The sequence below is a fragment of the Vibrio sp. V12_P9A6T4 genome (assembly GCF_963874835.1).
GTDB lineage: Bacteria > Pseudomonadota > Gammaproteobacteria > Enterobacterales > Vibrionaceae > Vibrio > Vibrio anguillarum.
On record NZ_CAWNJO010000049.1, the window covers coordinates 81,534 to 100,536 of the forward strand.

Genomic DNA, 19,003 nt, shown 5'->3' on the forward strand with positions numbered 1-19,003 from the left:
GAAATCAATTTAATATAAACTCCCCCAGCTACCACTGAAAGAGATTTTTTAACCATTGTCCTGGCTGTTTATCACAGCTCTGTTTCAATGCGCCGTTTTTATCCCACATGGGCAGTTTAAATTCGTTGTGACAATCTTGGACTAATTCCCCTTCGGCACTGGTTTTAAAGCCAATTGTAGTAATGCCTTGCGGCCAAGGAAGAAGTAATTTTTCTGGGATCCGATGTTGTAAATATTCCGCGTACACCCGTAATGCACCACTCGAACCCGTAAGTTTGATCGGCTGATTATCATCGCGGCCAAGCCAAACCGTGGTAACTTCACGACCATCCACCCCGACAAACCAACTGTCGCGGCTATCGTTAGTGGTACCAGTTTTCCCCGCCAATGCCGCCCAAGCGAACTGATTATTGAGATAGCGCCCAGTCCCTTCAAGTACTCCTCGCTTCATCGCATAAGTTGTAAGCCACGCCGCTTGCTGCTCAACGGCTTGGGATACTTTGGGAATTGATTGATAGAGCACATTGCCCTCTAAATCCAATACCGAGCGCAGCGCCGATAAGGGCGCTTTTTTACCCGAGTTGGTTAAGGTTTGGTACATCTGCGCCACTTGATAAGGCGTCAGAGAGAACGCGCCAAGAAACATCGACGGTACAGGACGGATCTCCTCTTTGTTGACACCGAGCCGCACCAAAGTGTCAGAAACTTGTTCAATCCCAAGCTGCATGCCCAATTGTACCGTAGGCACATTAAGTGATTTAGCTAACGCGAGATACAGCGGCACTTCACCACGGAACTGACGATCAAAGTTGCGCGGTGACCACACTTCGCCTTTGTTCCCTTTGAGTGTGATGGGTTTATCGATAAGCGTGCTGGCTAAGTTGTATTTATCTGGCTGTGCGAGTGCGGTGAGATAGACCGCTGGTTTGACTAACGAGCCGATAGGACGGCTTGCATTTAAAGCGCGGTTAAAGCCGTCATAACCGGTCTGTTTACCGCCAACCATGGCACGGATCTCACCACTGGTTCGATCAACAGCGATCGCTGCGGCTTCTAAGTTTTTCCCCGCCGTTTTGGAAAGCACTGGAATTTGTCGATCAATCGCCAGCTCCAATTTGGCTTGCGAAACAGGATCGAGCGAGGTAAAAACGCGCAAGCCAGTATCCGCTTTGAAGATCTCGCCCACTTTCTCTTTCAGTTCAATTTTTAACTGCTGAAAATACGCTGGCTGCCGGCTAGCAATGTGAGGATGCTTTTGCACATCTAACGGTCGACTGGCCGCTTGTTCAAACTGTTTAGCCGTCAAAATATCTTGCTGCATCATCAGCTTTAAAACCAAGTCGCGACGCTCTTTAGCACGTTCAGGGTAACGCGCAGGGTTATAATAAGAAGGCCCTTTAACCATGCCCACCAACAACGCTAATTGATCAATGCGCAATTCTTGCAATGGTTGACCGAAATAAAGCCGTGAGGCGAGGCCGAAACCGTGAATCGCCTCACCGCCACTTTGCCCCAAATAGACCTCATTTAGATAGGCTTCTAAAATGCGATCTTTGCTGTAGCGATAGTCGATAATGAGCGCCATATAAGCTTCACGCACTTTACGCCATAAGGTTCGATCGCTAGATAAGAAAATGTTTTTTGCCAGCTGCTGAGTTAACGTACTGCCGCCTTGCACAGTGCGCCCAGCCTTGATGTTGGCCACTAAAGCACGGGCAATCGCAAATGGAGAGATGCCATCATGTTGATAAAAATAGCGATCCTCGGTCGCAAGCAACGCATCCACCATCACTTCAGGAAACTGATCACGACGTAAAAATAGCCGCTGCTCATCGTTGCCTTTTTCAAGCATGCCGAGCATTTTGGGCTCAATACGCAAGTAACCTAAATCCCCTTTTTGCTCAAGAGATTGGATACGAACTAAACCGCTGTCATTAAAATGGAGCATCACATGGCGGTCAGGCTCAGGGCCATCGGCAAACTCAAAAGGGCGGCGGATGATCTCAATTTTGCTTGATGATGAAGAGTACTCGCCAGCATAGCGTGGCTGGTTCACTTTGCGATAGTTGAGTACATCAAGCTCATTGCGCAGCTCTTGCAGCGGGATGTCATCACCGGGTGCTAAATTCAAAATGCGTGCATACACGACGGTCGGTAAATCAAAAAGCTGGCCTTCGAAGCGTTGTTTAACCACGCTATTTAAGTAAATACCAACAAACAACAGCACCGCAGCCAGTGCAAGGCTCAGTTTCCAGCCAATACCCCACACAATTTTCCACCATGCTTTGCGTGGCGATGAAAGCTTCTTAGCCGGGCGACGTGAAGGTTTTTTTACGCTATTTTTTTGAGTGCCCGTAGGCTTTTTCTGGGTTGTCATTGTGCTAATTGCCGCTTAGTTTTCGTCGTCGCTATGTGGTTGGCAGGATCATCAGGCCAAACGTGTTTTGGGTAACGCCCTTTCATCTCTTTTTGTACTTCTTTATAAGCGCCCTGCCAGAAACCGGCGAGATCTTGAGTTACTTGCAAAGGTCGCTGCGCAGGTGAGAGCAGTTCCATCACCACTTTTTTGCGCCCTTGAGCGATGGTGGGGGAATCTTGCTCGCCAAACATCTCCTGCATACGGACCGACAGCATCGGCTCCGCGCCCAGTTGATAACGAATGGCGGCTCGATTACCTGTGGGTAGCGGGTGGTGAGTTGGAAGCCAGCGATCAATCTCTTGGTTTAATGGCCAACCTAAATAGGCATTGAGCGCATCAAAAAGCGGTACTTTCGCTAACGCTTTGACCGATTTTACTCCGACTAAATAGGGGGCTAACCAAATTTCAAGATCATCAAGCAGCGCTTGTTCCTCGACAGCAGGCCACGCCGCTTCCGGTAGCCATTGCGCAGCGCAACGCATGCGCGTTAATAAAGCGCCCGCCGCTTCGCTCCACTGTAATACCGATAACCCCTTGCGACGGACATAATTGAGCAAGGCTTGCGTCATTTTTTCATGAGCAGGCTCTTGCAGTGCTTCACGCTCAATGACCAATTTACCGCACAGGGTTAGCCTTTCCGCGCAAAGTTTCCCCGCTTTCTCATCCCAATCGACTCGTTCTTGTGTACTAAATAGCTCAGGGAAATGGGCTTGCAGTGCATCAATATCCAACTCTGTCGCAACAAAGATTTGGCTCGCTTGTGAGCCGCTGCGCATTAAATCCACCACCACTAAATAGTGCGCGCCCGCGAGACGTTCATCGTCACGCATTTGCGCGCCGTGACCATTCGCCAATAAAAACTGCCCCCGTTGCGACTCGCTGCGACGCTGGGCAATGCGATCGGGAAAAGCCAAACTCAGCACTAACGCCAACAATGATTCATCCACTTGTGTTAGCTGAAATTGGCCACCGAGTGCGCGCGCAAGCGTCGTGGCACGCTGATGTAGGTTTTGTGTTTTAAGGTGAGTCGCTTGCTGCCAACGCATTAAGCTATGTTGTAAATCCAGCACATTACGCTCAGGCTCTTCCAATAAAGCGGTCACAGCGAGCGCCGTATTTAGCATTGAATCACTCGTTTCATGGGCTTTGAGCAGCATACTCACCAGCCTTGGTTCCACACCGAGTGACTGCGCTTTTTTACCCAATGCGCTGAGCTGCTGTTTGCTGTCCATCAAACCAAGCGTATGCAATAGACTCCAAGCTTGCTGCATCGCTGCTGCTGGTGGTGCATCCAACCAAGGCAAATCGTTGACCGACACCACACCCCACTGCGCAAGCTCCATCGCTAAAGGCGCTAAGTCACTGTGCAATATTTCCGCGCTCGGCACTTGGGGTTGCTGCTTATATTGTGCTTCGCTGTAAAGGCGCAAACAGATGCCAGATTCTAGGCGTCCGGCGCGCCCCGTGCGTTGCTGCGCCGATGACTGGGCAATTTTCACTTGCTCTAAACGAGTGATGCCCGTTTTAAGATCAAACTTCGCTATCCGCTCTAGCCCTGCATCCACCACTAAGCGTATCCCCTCAATGGTCAGCGATGTTTCGGCAATATTAGTCGCTAGCACAATTTTCCGTTTGCCTGCTACTGCAGGCGCAATCGCTTTTTGCTGCGCTTGTAGACTCAACTGCCCATATAAAGGACAAATATCAAACTCATCGGCTAAGTGTACGAGCTGCTGTTCAAGCTGTTTAATGGCTGAAACGCCAGGTAAAAAAGCCAGCAGAGAGCCACTTTCAGCTCGCATCAAGCCTTCAATCTGTTTGCTCATCGTCGGCACAAGATAATCATTGGCTCGCAGCGGTGCATAGCGCACTTCAACTGGATAAGCGCGACCTTCAGATTGCACATAAAGCGCTTGGGGTAATAATGACTGCAGTGCCAGTTGATCTAAGGTTGCTGACATTACGACGATTTTAAGATCTTCTCGCAGCGCTGATTGCACTTCCAAACTGAGTGCGAGAGCCGTATCCGCGTGAATACTCCGCTCGTGATACTCATCGAAGATCAAGAGATCGATTCCGCCTAGCTCAGGATCGGTTTGGATCATACGTGTCATGATCCCTTCTGTCACAATTTCAAGCTGCGTCGCTGCGCTGACTTTACTCTCACCACGCATACGATAGCCGACGGTTTGCCCAACACTCTCACCTAATTGCTGTGCTAAATAGCAAGCAATACTGCGCGCCGCCAAACGACGCGGTTCAAGCATGATGATCTTACCCGTGAATAATTGCGCTTTTAATAGCTGTAACGGGAAATGGGTCGACTTACCCGCGCCAGGAGCGGCTTTTACAATCATCTGTGGGTGAGCTTGTACTCCCGCCAGCAGCTCGGGCATCACAGCTTGAATGGGCAATTGTGACAATGTGCAATCCTTATGGTTAAATGGCGGCAACATTGTACATAAAAACAGTAGATAAATGCAGTTCAATCCTCCACTTCGATCCGCGACCTTGCTCAAACGCTACAAGCGTTTTTTGGCCGACATTGAGTTTGCCGATGGTCAACAAGAGACTATTCACTGCGCCAATACTGGCGCGATGACGGGCTGCGCCGAGGCGGGTAATCGTGTCTGGTTCTCCACCTCGGACAACCCTAAACGTAAATACCCACACAGTTGGGAGCTGACTGAAACCCAGCAAGGCCACTGCATTTGCGTCAACACTGCTCGGGCGAATACGCTGGCAGTAGAAGCGATTCAAAACGGCATCATCAAAGAGCTGCAAGGATATGAGCAATTACAAACTGAAGTGCGCTACGGCCAAGAAAATAGCCGAATTGATATCTTGCTCAAATCACCCTCTAAACCGACGTGCTATATAGAAGTGAAAAGCGTCACCTTATTGGATGAGCGTTACTCTCCACACGACGATGTCGCCTGCAATTCAGGGCAAGGTTATTTCCCCGATGCCGTCACAACGCGTGGACAAAAGCATTTGCGTGAATTAACGGAAATGGCAAAAAGTGGAAGCAGAGCAGTACTTTTGTTTGCTGTTTTGCATTCAGGGATTGAAAAAGTCTCGCCTGCACTCCATATAGACGCAAACTATTCACTATTATTGAAACAAGCGCAAAAAGAAGGGGTGGAAGTACTGTGCTACAAGGCTGTACTTTCAAGGAATGAAATCAAGCTCGTTAACACTGTAGAATTCGCCCATTAGTGACAAAAAATTGATGGCGCCTTCACATTGACAATAAGTTTACGATTGAGTGTTTGCCTCCTATAGATCTTTTTGCTATAGATACCCGCCTAAAATTAGCTGCTCGCGCAGTTGACTAGGTGTTAGTAGGAGATGCTGCATGCCGGAATTAAAGAAAAAAGCGATAGGCATCCTAGCCATTGCAGGTGTTGAGCCGTATCAGGAAAAGCCAGGTGAAGAGTATATGTCACCTGAGCAAATAGCTCACTTTACAAAAATTTTAAGTGCTTGGCGCAACCAACTTCGTGAAGAAGTTGAGCGTACCGTTCACCATATGCAAGATGAAGCCGCAAACTTTCCCGATCCCGTTGATCGCGCTTCTCAAGAAGAAGAATTCAGCTTGGAATTGCGTAACCGTGACCGTGAACGTCGCTTGATCAAGAAAATTGAAAAAACATTAAGCAAAATTGAAGAAGATGATTTTGGTTTTTGTGAATCTTGTGGCGTGGAAATCGGCGTTCGTCGCTTAGAAGCTCGACCAACGGCGGACCTTTGCATTGACTGCAAAACGCTAGCCGAACTTAAAGAAAAGCAGATGCAAGGTTAATCTTACCTTTTGTTTGTGTTAAAAAAGGGAGCTAAAGCTCCCTTTTTGTTTTCACTCGATACCCAAATAACTTGTAACTTGGATGAATCGCAATGCACTATATTGGCCGATTTGCCCCATCACCTTCAGGCCCACTTCATTTTGGTTCTTTGATCGCTGCACTTGGCAGCTACTTTCAAGCAAAATCACAGCAAGGTAAGTGGTTGGTTCGCATCGAAGATTTAGATCCGCCAAGGGAAATGCCAGGAGCCTCCACCCTGATACTTCAAGCCATCGAAGCCTATGGTTTGCATTGGAATGACGAGGTGGTTTATCAAAGCCAGCGCCACACTTTATACCAAGATCAAATTGAGGCTTGGCTTGAATCGGGGCAAGCCTATTATTGTGATTGCACGCGTAAACAAATTAAACAGATGGGTGGCTTTTATCCCGGTACATGCCGCTATAAAAAACCAACATTAACCGAAGATTGCGCGGTTAGGTTGCGTGTTGATACACCGGTAGAGTCATTTTTCGACCAAAAACATGGCGAAATTCACATTCCTAAAGCATTAGCACAGGAAGACTTCATCATTAAGCGACGTGACGGTTTATTTGCTTATAATCTTGCCGTAGTGCTCGATGATATCAATCAAGGAGTGACGGAAGTGGTGCGGGGAGCCGATTTAATTGAACCAACAGGACGACAAATCAGCTTGTATCATTGCTTACATAAAACTCCGGTAAGCTACCTTCACCTGCCGCTCGCGATGGATGGTAATGGCAATAAATTATCCAAACAGAATCATGCCACAGCCATTGATATTCAAAATCCTAAACCTACCTTGCTTAAGGCAATGCGCTTTTTAGGGTTTGAGATAAAACAAGAGATTAGCGACGCTTCCATCGATGAAATTATCTTTTGGGGCAGTCAGAATTGGCACGTTGAACAACTCCCTCGGGAGACAGAGATCACACCGTGATTCTCAAAAGGCTATCCTTACGCTATGATTAGCCGCAAAATCGTCCCGAACGGGCACTTTAAATAACAAAAGCAAGGTTGGCAAAAACCAATTATTGCCAGATGCACATGAATAAAAACGACTATACACCACGCGAAAATCGCGTTTACCAAGACTTAGCTCTAAATATTATCACTCGTGATGAACACAATATTTCGCGCAAGCAAATCAGCGATAATGCGCTCAAGGTGCTATACCGACTTCATGGCGCAGGTTTTGACGCCTATTTAGTCGGTGGTGGAGTACGCGACCTACTATTAGGTGAGACACCAAAAGATTTTGATATCGCCACTAATGCAACACCAGAGCAAATACGCCAACAGTTTCGCAACTGCCGCTTGATCGGCCGTCGCTTTCGCTTAGCGCACATCATGTTTGGCCGCGACGTGGTGGAAGTGGCGACTTTCCGTGGACACCATCAAGAGCCGAGCCAAAACGTCTCAGCACAATCTGAAGCGGGTATGCTGCTGCGTGATAACGTCTACGGCACCATTGATGAAGATGCAGAACGCCGGGACTTTACGATTAACGCCATGTATTACAACATCGGTGATTACAGCATTCATGATTATGCTGGCGGCATGGACGACTTAGAAGATAAGCTCATCCGCTTAATTGGCGATCCTGAAACGCGCTACCGTGAAGACCCAGTGCGCATGTTGCGTGCCATTCGTTTTGCGGCCAAGCTCGATTTCGATATCGAAGAAGAAACAGCCGACCCAATCGAACATCTCGCTCCTTTACTGCAAGATATTCCTGCGGCACGTTTGTACGAAGAATCGCTAAAGATGCTGCAAACTGGCCACGGTTTAGAAACCTACCACTTAATGCGTGAGTACAACCTGTTCCAGCAGTTGTTCCCTGTGATAGCTCAAGAGTTCACTCCAGACTACGACTCGCACACAGAACAGATGTTGGATCTGGTCTTAGATTCAACCGACCTGCGTATTGAAGAAGGTAAACGCATCAACCCAGCCTTCATGTTTGCTGCCATGTTCTGGTACCCGACGGTGAAACTGGCTGATGCGTTAATGCAGCAGCGTAATTTCGCCTATTACGACGCCGTCATGGAAGCGAGTAACCTCATCCTTGACCAAGTGGTGAAAACCCTTGCGATACCTCGTCGTCATACCGCGACAATTCGCGAAATTTGGCAATTGCAGTTGCGCTTACCACGTCGCAATGGGAAACGCGCCTTCCGCCTTATGGAGCTCAACAAATTCCGAGCGGGTTTTGATTTTCTACAAATGCGTGGCGAGATCGAAGGCGGAGAGACGAAAAAGCTGGCTGACTGGTGGACAACGTTTGAAAGCGCCGGGCGAGATATGCGCCAAGCGATGGCAAATGATTTGGAAAGTGGCGCAAGTAACAAGCCGAATGTACGCCGCCGCAGAAGCCCACGTAATAAAAAGAGCCGCCCAGAATCATGATTCTCGTTTATATTGCTGTTGGCAGTAATTTAGGCGACCCAATCGCGCAAGCTAAGCAGGCCATTGAAGCCTTGAAATGTTTGCCACACTCTCGATTTTTAAGCGCCTCATCCTTGTACAGTAGTACACCGATGGGGCCACAAAACCAGCCCGATTACATCAATGCGGTGGTTGCGATAGAAACCGATTTAACGCCACTTGAGCTACTCGATTGCACCCAAAATATCGAGTTAGAGCAAGGGCGAGTTCGCAAAGAAGAACGTTGGGGGCCAAGAACACTCGATCTGGATATTCTTCTTTACGGCAATGAGGTGATCGATTCCGAGCGATTGACCATTCCTCACTACGGAATGAAAGTACGTGAATTCGTGCTCTACCCGCTCGCCGAAATCGCACCAAGTTTACAGCTCCCTGATGGGACTGAGCTCAATCAACTGTTACCGCTCGTCGAACGTAACGGGCTCGGTATTTGGCACTCGCCAGCGCCTCGTAAGGACATTTAATGAAAAAAATCACCATAAACGATCTGATCCAATGGAAACAACAAGGTCGTAAATTTGCAACCGTCACCGCGTATGACGCAAGCTTTGCTCAGCTTTTTGAAAGCCAAGAGATGCCTGTATTATTAGTGGGCGATTCTCTAGGCATGGTGCTACAAGGTCACACAGATACCCTACCCGTCACCGTTGAAGAGATTGCCTACCACACACGCAGCGTGCGTGCTGGTAGCCCTAACTGTTTATTGATGGCTGATATGCCTTTTATGAGCTATGCCACACCACAACAAGCCTGTGAAAGCGCCGCTAAATTGATGCAAGCGGGTGCAAATATGGTCAAAATCGAAGGTGGTGATTGGCTGGTCGATACGGTGAAAATGCTGACTGAACGCGCGGTTCCGGTTTGCGCACACCTTGGTTTAACACCACAATCGGTCAATATTTTTGGTGGCTATAAAGTACAAGGCCGCGACCAAGAAAAAGCAGACCGAATGGTCAAAGACGCGTTGGCGCTCCAAGAAGCGGGCGCACAAATTGTGTTATTAGAGTGTGTACCGGCCAGCCTAGCAGCGCGAATTACCGAAGTGCTTGATGTGCCAGTGATTGGCATTGGCGCAGGTAACGTGACCGATGGACAAATTCTAGTAATGCACGATATGTTCGGAATTTCGGCGAATTACATGCCAAAATTCTCGAAAAACTTTCTTGCTGAAACAGGGGATATGCGTAAAGCCGTCGCAAAATACATCGCAGATGTAGAAAGTGCCGCTTTCCCTGATGACGCTCATACCATCGCCTAAAGGAGATATTCATGCAAACTTTTGCTGACATTTCAGCTCTTCGCGAGCAGATCAAACAGTATAAGCGTGAAGGCCGCCGAGTCGCTTTTGTACCGACCATGGGCAATTTACATGAAGGCCACTTAACCCTAGTGCGTAAAGCACGTGAAGAGGGCAATGTGGTCGTGGTCAGTATTTTTGTTAACCCGATGCAATTTGACCGCGCGGATGACTTAAATAACTACCCGAGAACACTGGATGAAGACTTAAGTAAACTCAACGCGGAAGCGGTTGATTTGGTCTTTACCCCAACCCCAGAAATAATGTACCCGCAAGGATTAGAAAAACAGACCTTTGTTGAAGTACCGGGGCTTTCTCATATGCTCGAAGGCGCATCAAGACCAGGGCATTTCCGTGGCGTTGCAACCATAGTTGCTAAACTGTTCAACATAGTGCAGCCGAATGTTGCCTGTTTTGGTGAAAAAGATTTTCAACAGTTGGCGGTAATCCGCCAAATGGTCAGCGATCTTTGTATGGATATCGAGATTGTCGGCGTCCCTACCGTCCGTGAAATGGATGGCTTGGCGATGAGTTCACGTAACGGGCTGCTGACGTTAGATGAACGCCAACGTGCACCTGTCCTTGCTCGCACCATGCGTTGGATAAGCAGTGCACTGCGTGGTGGCCGCGACGATTACGCGTCGATCATTGAAGATGCCAGTGACCAATTGCGCGCTGCTGGGCTACAACCTGATGAGTTGTTTATTCGCGATGCCAAAACGCTGCAACTGATCTCTAATGAGACCACACAAGCGGTGATCTTAGTGTCTGCATTTCTGGGTAAAGTACGCTTAATCGACAACCAAGTGTTGGAATTTAGCGCCGAAACGAAAGCGGACCCTGAAGAAGAGTAATTGCTATTTCAAGTGATGAAGTGATGAAGTGATGACTCATTCTCACTTCAAAACCCTATATTGCAAAGGTCGCCCATAAGGAGCGACCTTTTTTGTCTCGTTATTTAACTGAGGTGAACGCGATTGTCGGAGAACAATATAGTTTGATCATTTTTGAGGTTCGTTACTACTAAGGTTGATGAAATGACAATAAATAGTGATAAATTTTTAGCTCATTTTTGGACAGAAACTGTTTTAACAAACCACGTCGATCATCATTAATGGCTTACTCCCAACGATCACAAACTAATTCCCTCCCCTTCAAGGGGAGGGTTAGGGTGGGGTGAACCCCCTCCTAGCCTCCCCCTAAAAGGGGGAGGAACAGAACCGTTATGAGCTTCTACTTTAAAGCATTAAGTGGCAAAAACTGTTTTAGCAAACCACATCTATCATCATAAATAGCTTACTCCCAACGCTCACAAAACTAATTCCCTCCCCTTCAAGGGGAGGGTTAGGGTCTGTCTCTTGATCACAAGTCTGGTGAATCAAGAGACTTAGCCAGTTCATACCCTTCAAGGATGGTTTGTAACCTAAACCATCCTTGCCATAATGTCTTTATAGAAGCACGACCCGTTCGCTTTGTATTCTTCCAACCCCCTAATCGAGCAATACCTCTGTAAGCCCATGATATGTCCGGAGCTTCCTTCGGTAGCCCTTTTCTTTCTAGCTTTAGCCACATTAGCTTCCATGCTTTGCCTTTTAATATCGGCTCACAACTTCTCTTAGATAACTCATCTGATTCATTCATAAATCTCAACTGGAGCAACCGAGTCGCGATAAAAGCCAGAATAACGCTGAGCCTTTCTAAGTTATCTTTGCTTTGCATTCTCAATTGCTCGACTTGAGTGCCTTCACTTTTCCAGACTTTATGAAAATCTTCAATTAGCCAACGCAGCTCATAATAACTGACAATTTTAAGTGCCTCTTCCCTGCTCGTTACTGGCTCTGAGGTCAGTAAGTGCCATGCGAGCTTATCGTTACTCTCTCCTTGCTCTATGCATCCCACGTAGTAAAGCGAAATGTTATTGAACTCTTTTTTCTTCGCGGGAGATTTGAGTGTCACGGGGGCATATTTGATGTCTAGGTGAACCGTGCGAGCTTTACGGCCGCCTTTTTGCGGTATGTCGAGCACTCTTTCTCCTGCTGATTGCAGCTTGGAAGCGTAGTCATAAAGACGATTATCATGCTCTTTTATACAGCGACTTTGCATTGAGCGAACGAGGAATCGCTGTTGTTGCTCTTGCTTGTAAGTGAGGTATTCAAATAGGTCGGCTTCTCTATCGCACACAGAAATAACATCTGAGATTTTATCGCCAAGTCGCTCTGCGACATGGCGAGAAGCTTGCTCCCATTTATAGCTTTCTTTCTCTTTGTATGGTCGAGTGGCGTACTGGTGTCCTTGTCCACGCTTTTCAATATCTCGAGTCCAGCGTTGTTGTTCAATTAAGCCAACAACCACTTGAGTTTCGGGAGCAAAAAGTAAGGTCGAGTGTATGAACATAGCTCGATTTCGATTGCCTTGATTGGAGTGCCCAAGTTCATCTTGTATGCTGCGATGGGAGTAACTTAGAGAAGTCGTATCTTCTAATGCAAGAAGTGTTTGTTGTTCTAAAGCCTCTTGCGCTGTGACATGAAAGCCCGCTTCAGCGATATCTTCTGCTTTGATTTGCTCATTACGGATAAAGCGATAAGCCCCTTCCATATCTGCAGGGGAGATGATGAGTTTCGAGACCGATACGCCAGGTTACTCGGCCAGAGAGGCAGCTAGGGCAACGAGTCTTTGAGTACGTCTTGGGTCATTGAGGTGAGCTTGACCAAATTGCTTTTGTGCCCAGAGGGTTGGTTCTATATAAGTCATTCTAATCATCCTTATTATTGCTTAGATGATCAGATCATGAAACATAAAATTAGTTCAAAAAAATCCCCAAGCAGAGGCTTGGGGGTTTGTGTATAAGAGACAGGGTTAGGGTGGGGTGAACCCCCTCCTAGCCTCCCCCTAAAAGGGGGAGGAACTATTAAGTCCTTAACCCGATACCACGCGAAACCAGATAATGCGCAACCCCATACAGCGCCACTACAAAAATACCAAGCACACTGAACGAGGTAACAATTCCCACATCCGACACACCAAGAAAACCGTAGCGGAAGGCATTAACCATGTAGACGATTGGGTTGATTTTCGATACCGCTTGCCAAAAGTCAGGCAATAGGTTGATCGAATAAAACACCCCACCTAAGTAGGTTAATGGCGTCAATACAAAGGTAGGAATAATCGAAATGTCATCAAAGGTTTTAGCAAAAATGGCGTTAATCATGCCACCTAAAGCGAACACAACAGAGGTGAGAAAAACCGTCGCCACAATAATCCCCCAATGATCGACCTTGAGATCAACAAAGAACAGCGACACAAGGGTCACTATCGTACCCACCAGCAAGCCACGCACTACCCCGCCCATCACAAATCCGGCGATAATGACGTAGTTAGGTACAGGTGCAACTAACAACTCTTCGATGTTTTTCTGAAACTTCGCACTAAAGAAAGAAGAGGCGACGTTCGAGTATGAGTTAGTGATCACCGACATCATGATTAAGCCCGGGACAATATATTCCATATAGCTAAAGCCGTTCATCTGGCCAATACGCGAACCAATTAGGTTGCCAAAAATAATGAAATAGAGCGTCATGGTGATGGCTGGCGGTACTAAGGTTTGCACCCAAATACGCGTAAAACGGTTGATTTCTTTAGTCAGCAAACTGCAAAAAGCCGTCCAATATAAACGATACATCATGATTATCCTCGGCTTTGCTGTTGAACAATGCTGACAAACAGCTCTTCAAGGCGGTTCGCTTTGTTACGCATCGAAAGCACCGTAATTCCCTGTTCTGTTAACTGTGAAAAGACTGAATTTAGCCCTTTCGTTTTCTCCAACTCAATTTGTAACGAACCGTTGAGCATGGTTTGCGAGATCACACCACTGAGTTGTGGCGCTGGCGGAGAATTCTCTGCGATATCTAAAATAAAGGTTTCGAGCTGTAATTTGGCCAGCAAATCCTTCATCGAGGTATTTTCAATAAGCTCACCTCGGTTAATAATGCCGATATTGCGGCACAGCATCTCCGCTTCTTCTAAATAGTGCGTGGTTAAGATAATGGTGATCCCTTGCGCGTTAATCTCGGTTAAGAACTCCCACATCGAACGGCGCAGTTCAATATCCACACCGGCGGTGGGTTCATCTAAAATCAGTAACTTAGGCTCATGCATTAAGGCTCGAGCAATCATCAAACGGCGTTTCATACCACCAGAAAGATTACGCGCACGCTCTTTACGTTTTTCCCACAAATCGAGTTTTGAGAGGTACTTCTCTGCCCTCTCTTTCGCTAACGCTTTCGTCACGCCGTAATACCCAGCTTGCTGCAACACAATTTGCTCAACCGTTTCAAACTGGTTGAAGTTAAACTCCTGCGGCACTAAACCAATGTGTTGTTTGGCAAGCTCAAGATCTTTATCAATATCAAAACCAAACACTTTAACGGTGCCAGAGGTTTTATTGACCAGCGAAGAGATAATGCCAATGGTGGTTGATTTCCCGGCTCCATTGGGCCCAAGCAGTGCGTAAAAATCGCCTTTTTCAACCTGTAAACTCACCCCTTTTAGGGCCTCAAACCCACCAGCGTAAGTTTTTCGTAATTGTTCTATTTCTAATGCGTACATTCCACGGATCACTCTTTGTGATGTTAACCTATCCAATGTGCTGCTAAGGCTCGCGTTTTTCAACCCAATATTAGAAATTGATAAAATAAAAAAACGCAGATCCAGCGATCTGCGTAATTCATTCTTGCACAACCTTAACGCTTAACGATTTTGGGCTACCTGCTTAACCGCAGCATTGAGCGCTTCATAACGAAACGAAAAAGTCTGCTCGGTTGGCACCAGATCCAAAATATGAAACTTTTCCAGTTGCTGTTTGGTGTGCACATTTGGGCAAAGTAAGTAGACCGCGCAGTGGGCATCTAAGGCATCATTAATCGCATTTTCTAAAGCAAGCCCAACCGTCACATCAATCATAGGTACATCAGTAAGATCTAAAATCATCGCTTCATAGTCACTGATGTGATTGTGCTGGCGAGCGATCGCTTTAGATACACTAAAAATCATCGGCCCTGAGAGATAAAAAAACAGCACCTTACCATTGGCTTGATCCAATAAAGCTCGTTCGCTATCAGTCAATGGCACATCGTTTTCATCAGCATCACTAATGGCTTTCACTTGGCGAGCTTGCTCGCGGCTCAAGCGTTCTATGATCAAAATATTTGAGATAAAAACGCCCAAGCCAACCGCAACAATCAAATCGACAAAGACAGTTAACAGCATCACGCCATACATGATGGCCATCCCCTGCACACTCACTTTATGCGCGCGTTGGATAAAGCTCCAATCAAGAATATTAAAACCAACATACACCGCAATCCCTGCCAATACAGCCATTGGAATCGGTTCGGTTAAGCCTCCCGCCACCAATACCACTAAGGCTAATACTAAGGCACGAACTACACCAGACAGAGGAGAACGCGCGCCGACCTGAATATTGGTCACCGTACCCATGGTTGCGCCTGCACCTGGCAACGCACCCAATAAGCCCGCGATCATATTAGCCAGCCCTTGCCCTCGCAGTTCTTTATCGGAATCATGCTCTTTACGCGTTAGAGAATCGCCAATTACCGCGGTGAGCAACGTATCAATGCAGCCGAGCGTACCGAGTACTAAAGCGTCAATCACCATGGTGGTGAACATCTCGGCATTGAAGGTTGGAATAACAAAAGAGGGTAAGCCAGCAGGGATCACACCAATACGGCGGATCTCTTCGCTATCAAATAACAGTACCGAAACAAGCGTCACGCCGACTAAAGCGACCAATTGAACGGGCACTTGTTTGCGATATTGAGCCGGGAGAAAAAATAAAATGCCTAAGGTTAACAAACCAAGAAAGAGCTCACTGAACTTCATCTGACTAATGATCTCGGGCAACGCGGTTAACGTTCCCATCACTCCCCCTGCGGGGGCCGCCTGACCAAGCAGCGGTGACAACTGCAGGATAATCAAAATCACCCCAATTCCTGACATAAAGCCGGAGATCACGCTATAGGGCATTAAGGTGATGTATTTCCCGAGTTTTAAAGTGCCAAGTACAATCTGAAAAGCGCCTGCCATCATGACAACCGTGAAGCTAACTGCAAGCCCCGTTTCAGGATAACGCGCCACCATGCTGGTTAAAATGGCCGTCATAATGACCGTCATTGGCCCTGTGGGTTCAGAAATTAATGTAGATGAACCACCAAACAAGGCAGCAAACAGCCCCACCAATATTGCTCCCCAAAGCCCTGCTTCTGCACCCGCACCAGACGCCACACCAAAAGCCAAGGCAAGTGGCAGTGAAATAATCGCGGTCGTGACGCCACCAAAGACGTCACCTTTTAGGTCGATATCGGCAAAACGGCCTCTAAACACAATGCTTTTCCTCATACTCAAAATAGGTTGTCTCACTCTAACAAATCATCATTCTAATCATTAACCATTATTTTACATGTGATTGATTCTCTGTTGACCATCCAAATAGCGATGGAAGCAGTTTAATTTTTTTACTAGGAAAACTCGTCAGATGAGTGAGTGTTTTGTCATTTTATAAGAGAACAGAATTGTAACATTGTGTATAGTCAGGCCTATTCTTGCGCATTACCATTGATGCGATTGAACTATTTTTAAGGGAAGTGAGATGCCAGAACTGAAACAGCTTTTTGAAAATAACTCACGTTGGTCTGAATCGATTAAGGCTGAACGTCCTGAGTACTTTGCAAAACTCGCTCGCGGGCAAGACCCAGATTTTCTATGGATTGGTTGTTCTGATAGCCGAGTTCCGGCCGAGCGTTTGACTGGGCTTTATTCTGGTGAGCTGTTTGTACACCGCAACGTTGCAAACCAAGTGATTCACACCGACCTTAACTGCCTTTCTGTAGTGCAGTACGCGGTTGACGTACTGAAGGTCAAGCACATCATCATCTGTGGGCACTATGACTGCGGTGGCGTCAACGCAGCGATTGATAACCCACCGCTGGGCTTGATCAACAACTGGTTACTGCACGTGCGTGACTTATACCTTAAACACCGTACCTACTTAGATGCGATGCCAGAACAGGATAAAGCCGACAAATTGTGCGAAATCAACGTTGCCGAGCAAGTGTATAATTTAGGTAACTCAACCGTACTGCAAAACGCATGGGAGCGCGGCCAAGATGTCGAGCTGCATGGCGTGGTCTACGGTATTGAAGACGGACGTTTGGAATACTTAGGCGTTCGCTGCGATTCACGTGAGCGAGTCAACGACACCTATCAAAAAGCGATGGAAAAAATTCTTAATGCGCAACATAACTTGCTGTGTCGATAACAGCGTGTTAATTGCCGTTAAAACTGATAGTTAAAAATACAGAATGCCCACTATTTAGTGGGCATTCTATTATCGCTGGCAAAATTACGCTTGCGGCACAACTTTACCAATGTAAGGTAGGTGACGATATTTTTGCGCGTAGTCGATACCTACGCCCACGACAAATTCATCTGGGATTTCAAAACCGATCCACTTGACCTCTACAGGTACTTCACGGCGTGAAGGCTTATCCAGTAAAGTACAAATATGAATGGATTTAGGTTCACGTAAAGACAAAATTTCTTTTACTTTATTTAGTGTATTACCCGTATCAATAATGTCTTCTACCAGCAACACATCTTTACCTTTAATGTCATCATCCAGATCTTTCAGAATGCGCACATCACGTGAGCTTTGCATCGTGTTGCCATAGCTTGACGCGGTCATAAAATCGACTTGATGAACTAAGTCGATCGCGCGAGCTAAGTCTGCCATGAAGACAAATGAGCCGCGCAACAAGCCCACCAGCACCAGATCTTCACTACCTTGGTAATGCTCTGTGATTTGTTTGCCTAATTCACGAATTCGTTCCTGAACCACTTGCTCAGAAATCATCACTTCAACTGTATGTTTCATACTGTTCTCTTTTCGGGTGATGCGACACGCTACGATCATCGCAGTTTAATGATGGCGTCGCGTAACTAGCTTGGCGCGTATAGTACCACTGCCACACAGGATAGTTAAATAATTAGCAAAACTCTGGATATGATGAAATAAAGCTCCTACGCTGCCGCAGACACGCTCACCACAAATACGCCACATCAATAAAAGATACAATAAAACACGTTGAATCTGATGGGATTTAACACGATCGCACAAAAAACAAACTCGAAACGTTGACCTCAACCATATGCAGCAGTACACTCATAAAGCTTTAAAGCAACTAACAAAATAATCATTAGAGCGAAAAGCTCAATTCAACAGTCATTGGCAAGGATTAAGAACTCATGGAAACATCGATAGAAAAACGTCCCAGAACTCGCTTATCACCACAAAAACGCAAACTTCAACTGATGGAAATCGCCCTTGAAGTGTTTGCAACACGGGGAATAGGCCGAGGTGGCCACGCAGATATTGCTGAAATCGCCCAAGTTTCAGTCGCTACTGTCTTTAACTACTTTCCAACCCGAGAAGATTTAGTCGACGACGTACTCACTCATGTTGTACGTCAGTTTTCAAACTTCCTCGCAGATAATATTGATCTTGATTTGCATGCGAAAGATAACTTAACCAACATCACCACTAAGATGATTTCTCTTGTGATTGAAGATTGTCACTGGTTAAAAGTATGGTTTGAATGGAGCGCTTCAACGCGCGAAGAAGTGTGGCCACTTTTTGTCTCCACCAACCGTACTAATCAACTTTTGGTACAAAATATGTTTATCAAAGCCATTGAACGTGGCGAAGTGTGCGATCAACATGAGCCAGAACATCTTGCTACGCTCTTTCTTGGTATCTTCTACTCACTATTTGTACAAGCAAATCGCATACAAGACGAAGCCAGCATGGGTGTACTCGTGAAAAGCTACCTCAGCATGCTCTGCATCTATAAAAAAGATCACTAGGCTTAACTTCCTAGTCTCTGAATTATGAGCATAAAAAAACCGCTGAATTCAGCGGTTTTTTACTATGTTACGAAC

General features: G+C 46.6%; 15 protein-coding genes and 1 pseudogene. 9 read left to right on the forward strand and 7 right to left on the reverse strand.

What is annotated here, in order from left to right; translation table 11 throughout:
* Positions 1-28: 28 nt before the first annotated feature.
* A complete protein-coding gene (gene mrcB / locus AACQ42_RS07550) occupies positions 29-2,377 on the reverse strand; it encodes a penicillin-binding protein 1B (RefSeq protein WP_094165875.1) in 2,349 nt (782 codons plus the stop codon).
* On the reverse strand, positions 2,374-4,842 hold the full coding sequence (gene hrpB, locus AACQ42_RS07555) for an ATP-dependent helicase HrpB (protein ID WP_094165876.1): 2,469 nt from the start codon (positions 4,840-4,842) through the stop codon (positions 2,374-2,376). Before hrpB ends, mrcB begins: the two co-directional genes overlap by 4 nt.
* A 55-nt stretch (positions 4,843-4,897) precedes the next feature.
* Here hrpB and sfsA point away from each other — a divergent pair, with 55 nt between their 5' ends.
* From sfsA to panC, 7 genes are all read left to right on the forward strand, one after another.
* A complete protein-coding gene (gene sfsA / locus AACQ42_RS07560) occupies positions 4,898-5,638 on the forward strand; it encodes a DNA/RNA nuclease SfsA (protein ID WP_017049757.1) in 741 nt (246 codons plus the stop codon).
* A 139-nt stretch (positions 5,639-5,777) separates the two neighbouring features.
* Entirely contained in the window at positions 5,778-6,224 is a 447-nt protein-coding gene (gene dksA, locus AACQ42_RS07565; RefSeq protein ID WP_013857662.1) for an RNA polymerase-binding protein DksA, read from the forward strand.
* A 92-nt stretch (positions 6,225-6,316) separates the two neighbouring features.
* Positions 6,317-7,186, forward strand: coding sequence for a tRNA glutamyl-Q(34) synthetase GluQRS (gluQRS, locus tag AACQ42_RS07570; protein WP_094165877.1), 870 nt, complete (start codon positions 6,317-6,319; stop codon positions 7,184-7,186).
* A gap of 107 nt (positions 7,187-7,293) precedes the next feature.
* On the forward strand, positions 7,294-8,655 hold the full coding sequence (pcnB, locus tag AACQ42_RS07575; protein WP_026028232.1) for a polynucleotide adenylyltransferase PcnB: 1,362 nt from the start codon (positions 7,294-7,296) through the stop codon (positions 8,653-8,655).
* Positions 8,652-9,158, forward strand: coding sequence for a 2-amino-4-hydroxy-6-hydroxymethyldihydropteridine diphosphokinase (folK, locus tag AACQ42_RS07580; RefSeq protein WP_047690048.1), 507 nt, complete (start codon positions 8,652-8,654; stop codon positions 9,156-9,158). Before pcnB ends, folK begins: the two co-directional genes overlap by 4 nt.
* Positions 9,158-9,952, forward strand: a complete 795-nt coding sequence (gene panB / locus AACQ42_RS07585) for a 3-methyl-2-oxobutanoate hydroxymethyltransferase (RefSeq protein ID WP_094165878.1) — start codon at positions 9,158-9,160, stop codon at positions 9,950-9,952. The genes folK and panB overlap by 1 nt, the downstream gene beginning before the upstream one ends.
* 11 nt (positions 9,953-9,963) lie before the next feature.
* The gene (gene panC, locus AACQ42_RS07590; RefSeq protein ID WP_010319549.1) at positions 9,964-10,845 is read left to right on the forward strand and encodes a pantoate--beta-alanine ligase; all 882 of its coding nucleotides are present in this window, start codon (positions 9,964-9,966) and stop codon (positions 10,843-10,845) included.
* 508 nt (positions 10,846-11,353) lie between these two features.
* On the opposite strand, the pseudogene AACQ42_RS07595 reads toward panC, so the two are convergent.
* The 4 genes and pseudogenes from AACQ42_RS07595 to AACQ42_RS07610 form a co-directional block, all read right to left on the reverse strand.
* Positions 11,354-12,742 (reverse strand): annotated as a pseudogene (locus tag AACQ42_RS07595) (IS4-like element ISVa18 family transposase).
* Between the two features lie 157 nt (positions 12,743-12,899).
* Positions 12,900-13,670, reverse strand: a complete 771-nt coding sequence (locus AACQ42_RS07600; RefSeq protein ID WP_094165897.1) for an ABC transporter permease — start codon at positions 13,668-13,670, stop codon at positions 12,900-12,902.
* Positions 13,671-13,675: 5 nt separating this feature from the next.
* Positions 13,676-14,596 carry an ABC transporter ATP-binding protein gene (locus tag AACQ42_RS07605; RefSeq protein ID WP_026027559.1) on the reverse strand — a complete coding sequence of 307 codons (921 nt, stop codon included), beginning with the start codon at positions 14,594-14,596 and terminating at the stop codon, positions 13,676-13,678.
* 141 nt (positions 14,597-14,737) lie between these two features.
* A complete protein-coding gene (locus tag AACQ42_RS07610) occupies positions 14,738-16,405 on the reverse strand; it encodes a SulP family inorganic anion transporter (RefSeq protein ID WP_038220398.1) in 1,668 nt (555 codons plus the stop codon).
* Between the two features lie 250 nt (positions 16,406-16,655).
* Here AACQ42_RS07610 and can point away from each other — a divergent pair, with 250 nt between their 5' ends.
* Entirely contained in the window at positions 16,656-17,324 is a 669-nt protein-coding gene (gene can / locus AACQ42_RS07615; protein ID WP_013857670.1) for a carbonate dehydratase, read from the forward strand.
* A gap of 84 nt (positions 17,325-17,408) precedes the next feature.
* Here can and hpt read toward each other — a convergent pair whose 3' ends face one another.
* The gene (hpt, locus tag AACQ42_RS07620; protein ID WP_010319544.1) at positions 17,409-17,939 is read right to left on the reverse strand and encodes a hypoxanthine phosphoribosyltransferase; all 531 of its coding nucleotides are present in this window, start codon (positions 17,937-17,939) and stop codon (positions 17,409-17,411) included.
* Between the two features lie 371 nt (positions 17,940-18,310).
* Here hpt and AACQ42_RS07625 point away from each other — a divergent pair, with 371 nt between their 5' ends.
* The gene (locus tag AACQ42_RS07625; RefSeq protein WP_017043694.1) at positions 18,311-18,928 is read left to right on the forward strand and encodes a LuxR/HapR/OpaR family quorum-sensing transcriptional regulator; all 618 of its coding nucleotides are present in this window, start codon (positions 18,311-18,313) and stop codon (positions 18,926-18,928) included.
* Positions 18,929-19,003 lie beyond the last annotated feature (75 nt).

Coding starts and splice junctions, on each gene's coding strand:
- mrcB (WP_094165875.1), bottom strand. CDS start 2,377: ATGACAACCCAGAAAAAGCCTACGGGCACTCAAAAAAATAGCGTAAAA.
- sfsA (WP_017049757.1), top strand. CDS start 4,898: ATGCAGTTCAATCCTCCACTTCGATCCGCGACCTTGCTCAAACGCTAC.
- dksA (WP_013857662.1), top strand. CDS start 5,778: ATGCCGGAATTAAAGAAAAAAGCGATAGGCATCCTAGCCATTGCAGGT.
- gluQRS (WP_094165877.1), top strand. CDS start 6,317: ATGCACTATATTGGCCGATTTGCCCCATCACCTTCAGGCCCACTTCAT.
- pcnB (WP_026028232.1), top strand. CDS start 7,294: ATGAATAAAAACGACTATACACCACGCGAAAATCGCGTTTACCAAGAC.
- folK (WP_047690048.1), top strand. CDS start 8,652: ATGATTCTCGTTTATATTGCTGTTGGCAGTAATTTAGGCGACCCAATC.
- panB (WP_094165878.1), top strand. CDS start 9,158: ATGAAAAAAATCACCATAAACGATCTGATCCAATGGAAACAACAAGGT.
- panC (WP_010319549.1), top strand. CDS start 9,964: ATGCAAACTTTTGCTGACATTTCAGCTCTTCGCGAGCAGATCAAACAG.
- AACQ42_RS07600 (WP_094165897.1), bottom strand. CDS start 13,670: ATGTATCGTTTATATTGGACGGCTTTTTGCAGTTTGCTGACTAAAGAA.
- AACQ42_RS07605 (WP_026027559.1), bottom strand. CDS start 14,596: ATGTACGCATTAGAAATAGAACAATTACGAAAAACTTACGCTGGTGGG.
- AACQ42_RS07610 (WP_038220398.1), bottom strand. CDS start 16,405: ATGAGGAAAAGCATTGTGTTTAGAGGCCGTTTTGCCGATATCGACCTA.
- can (WP_013857670.1), top strand. CDS start 16,656: ATGCCAGAACTGAAACAGCTTTTTGAAAATAACTCACGTTGGTCTGAA.
- hpt (WP_010319544.1), bottom strand. CDS start 17,939: ATGAAACATACAGTTGAAGTGATGATTTCTGAGCAAGTGGTTCAGGAA.
- AACQ42_RS07625 (WP_017043694.1), top strand. CDS start 18,311: ATGGAAACATCGATAGAAAAACGTCCCAGAACTCGCTTATCACCACAA.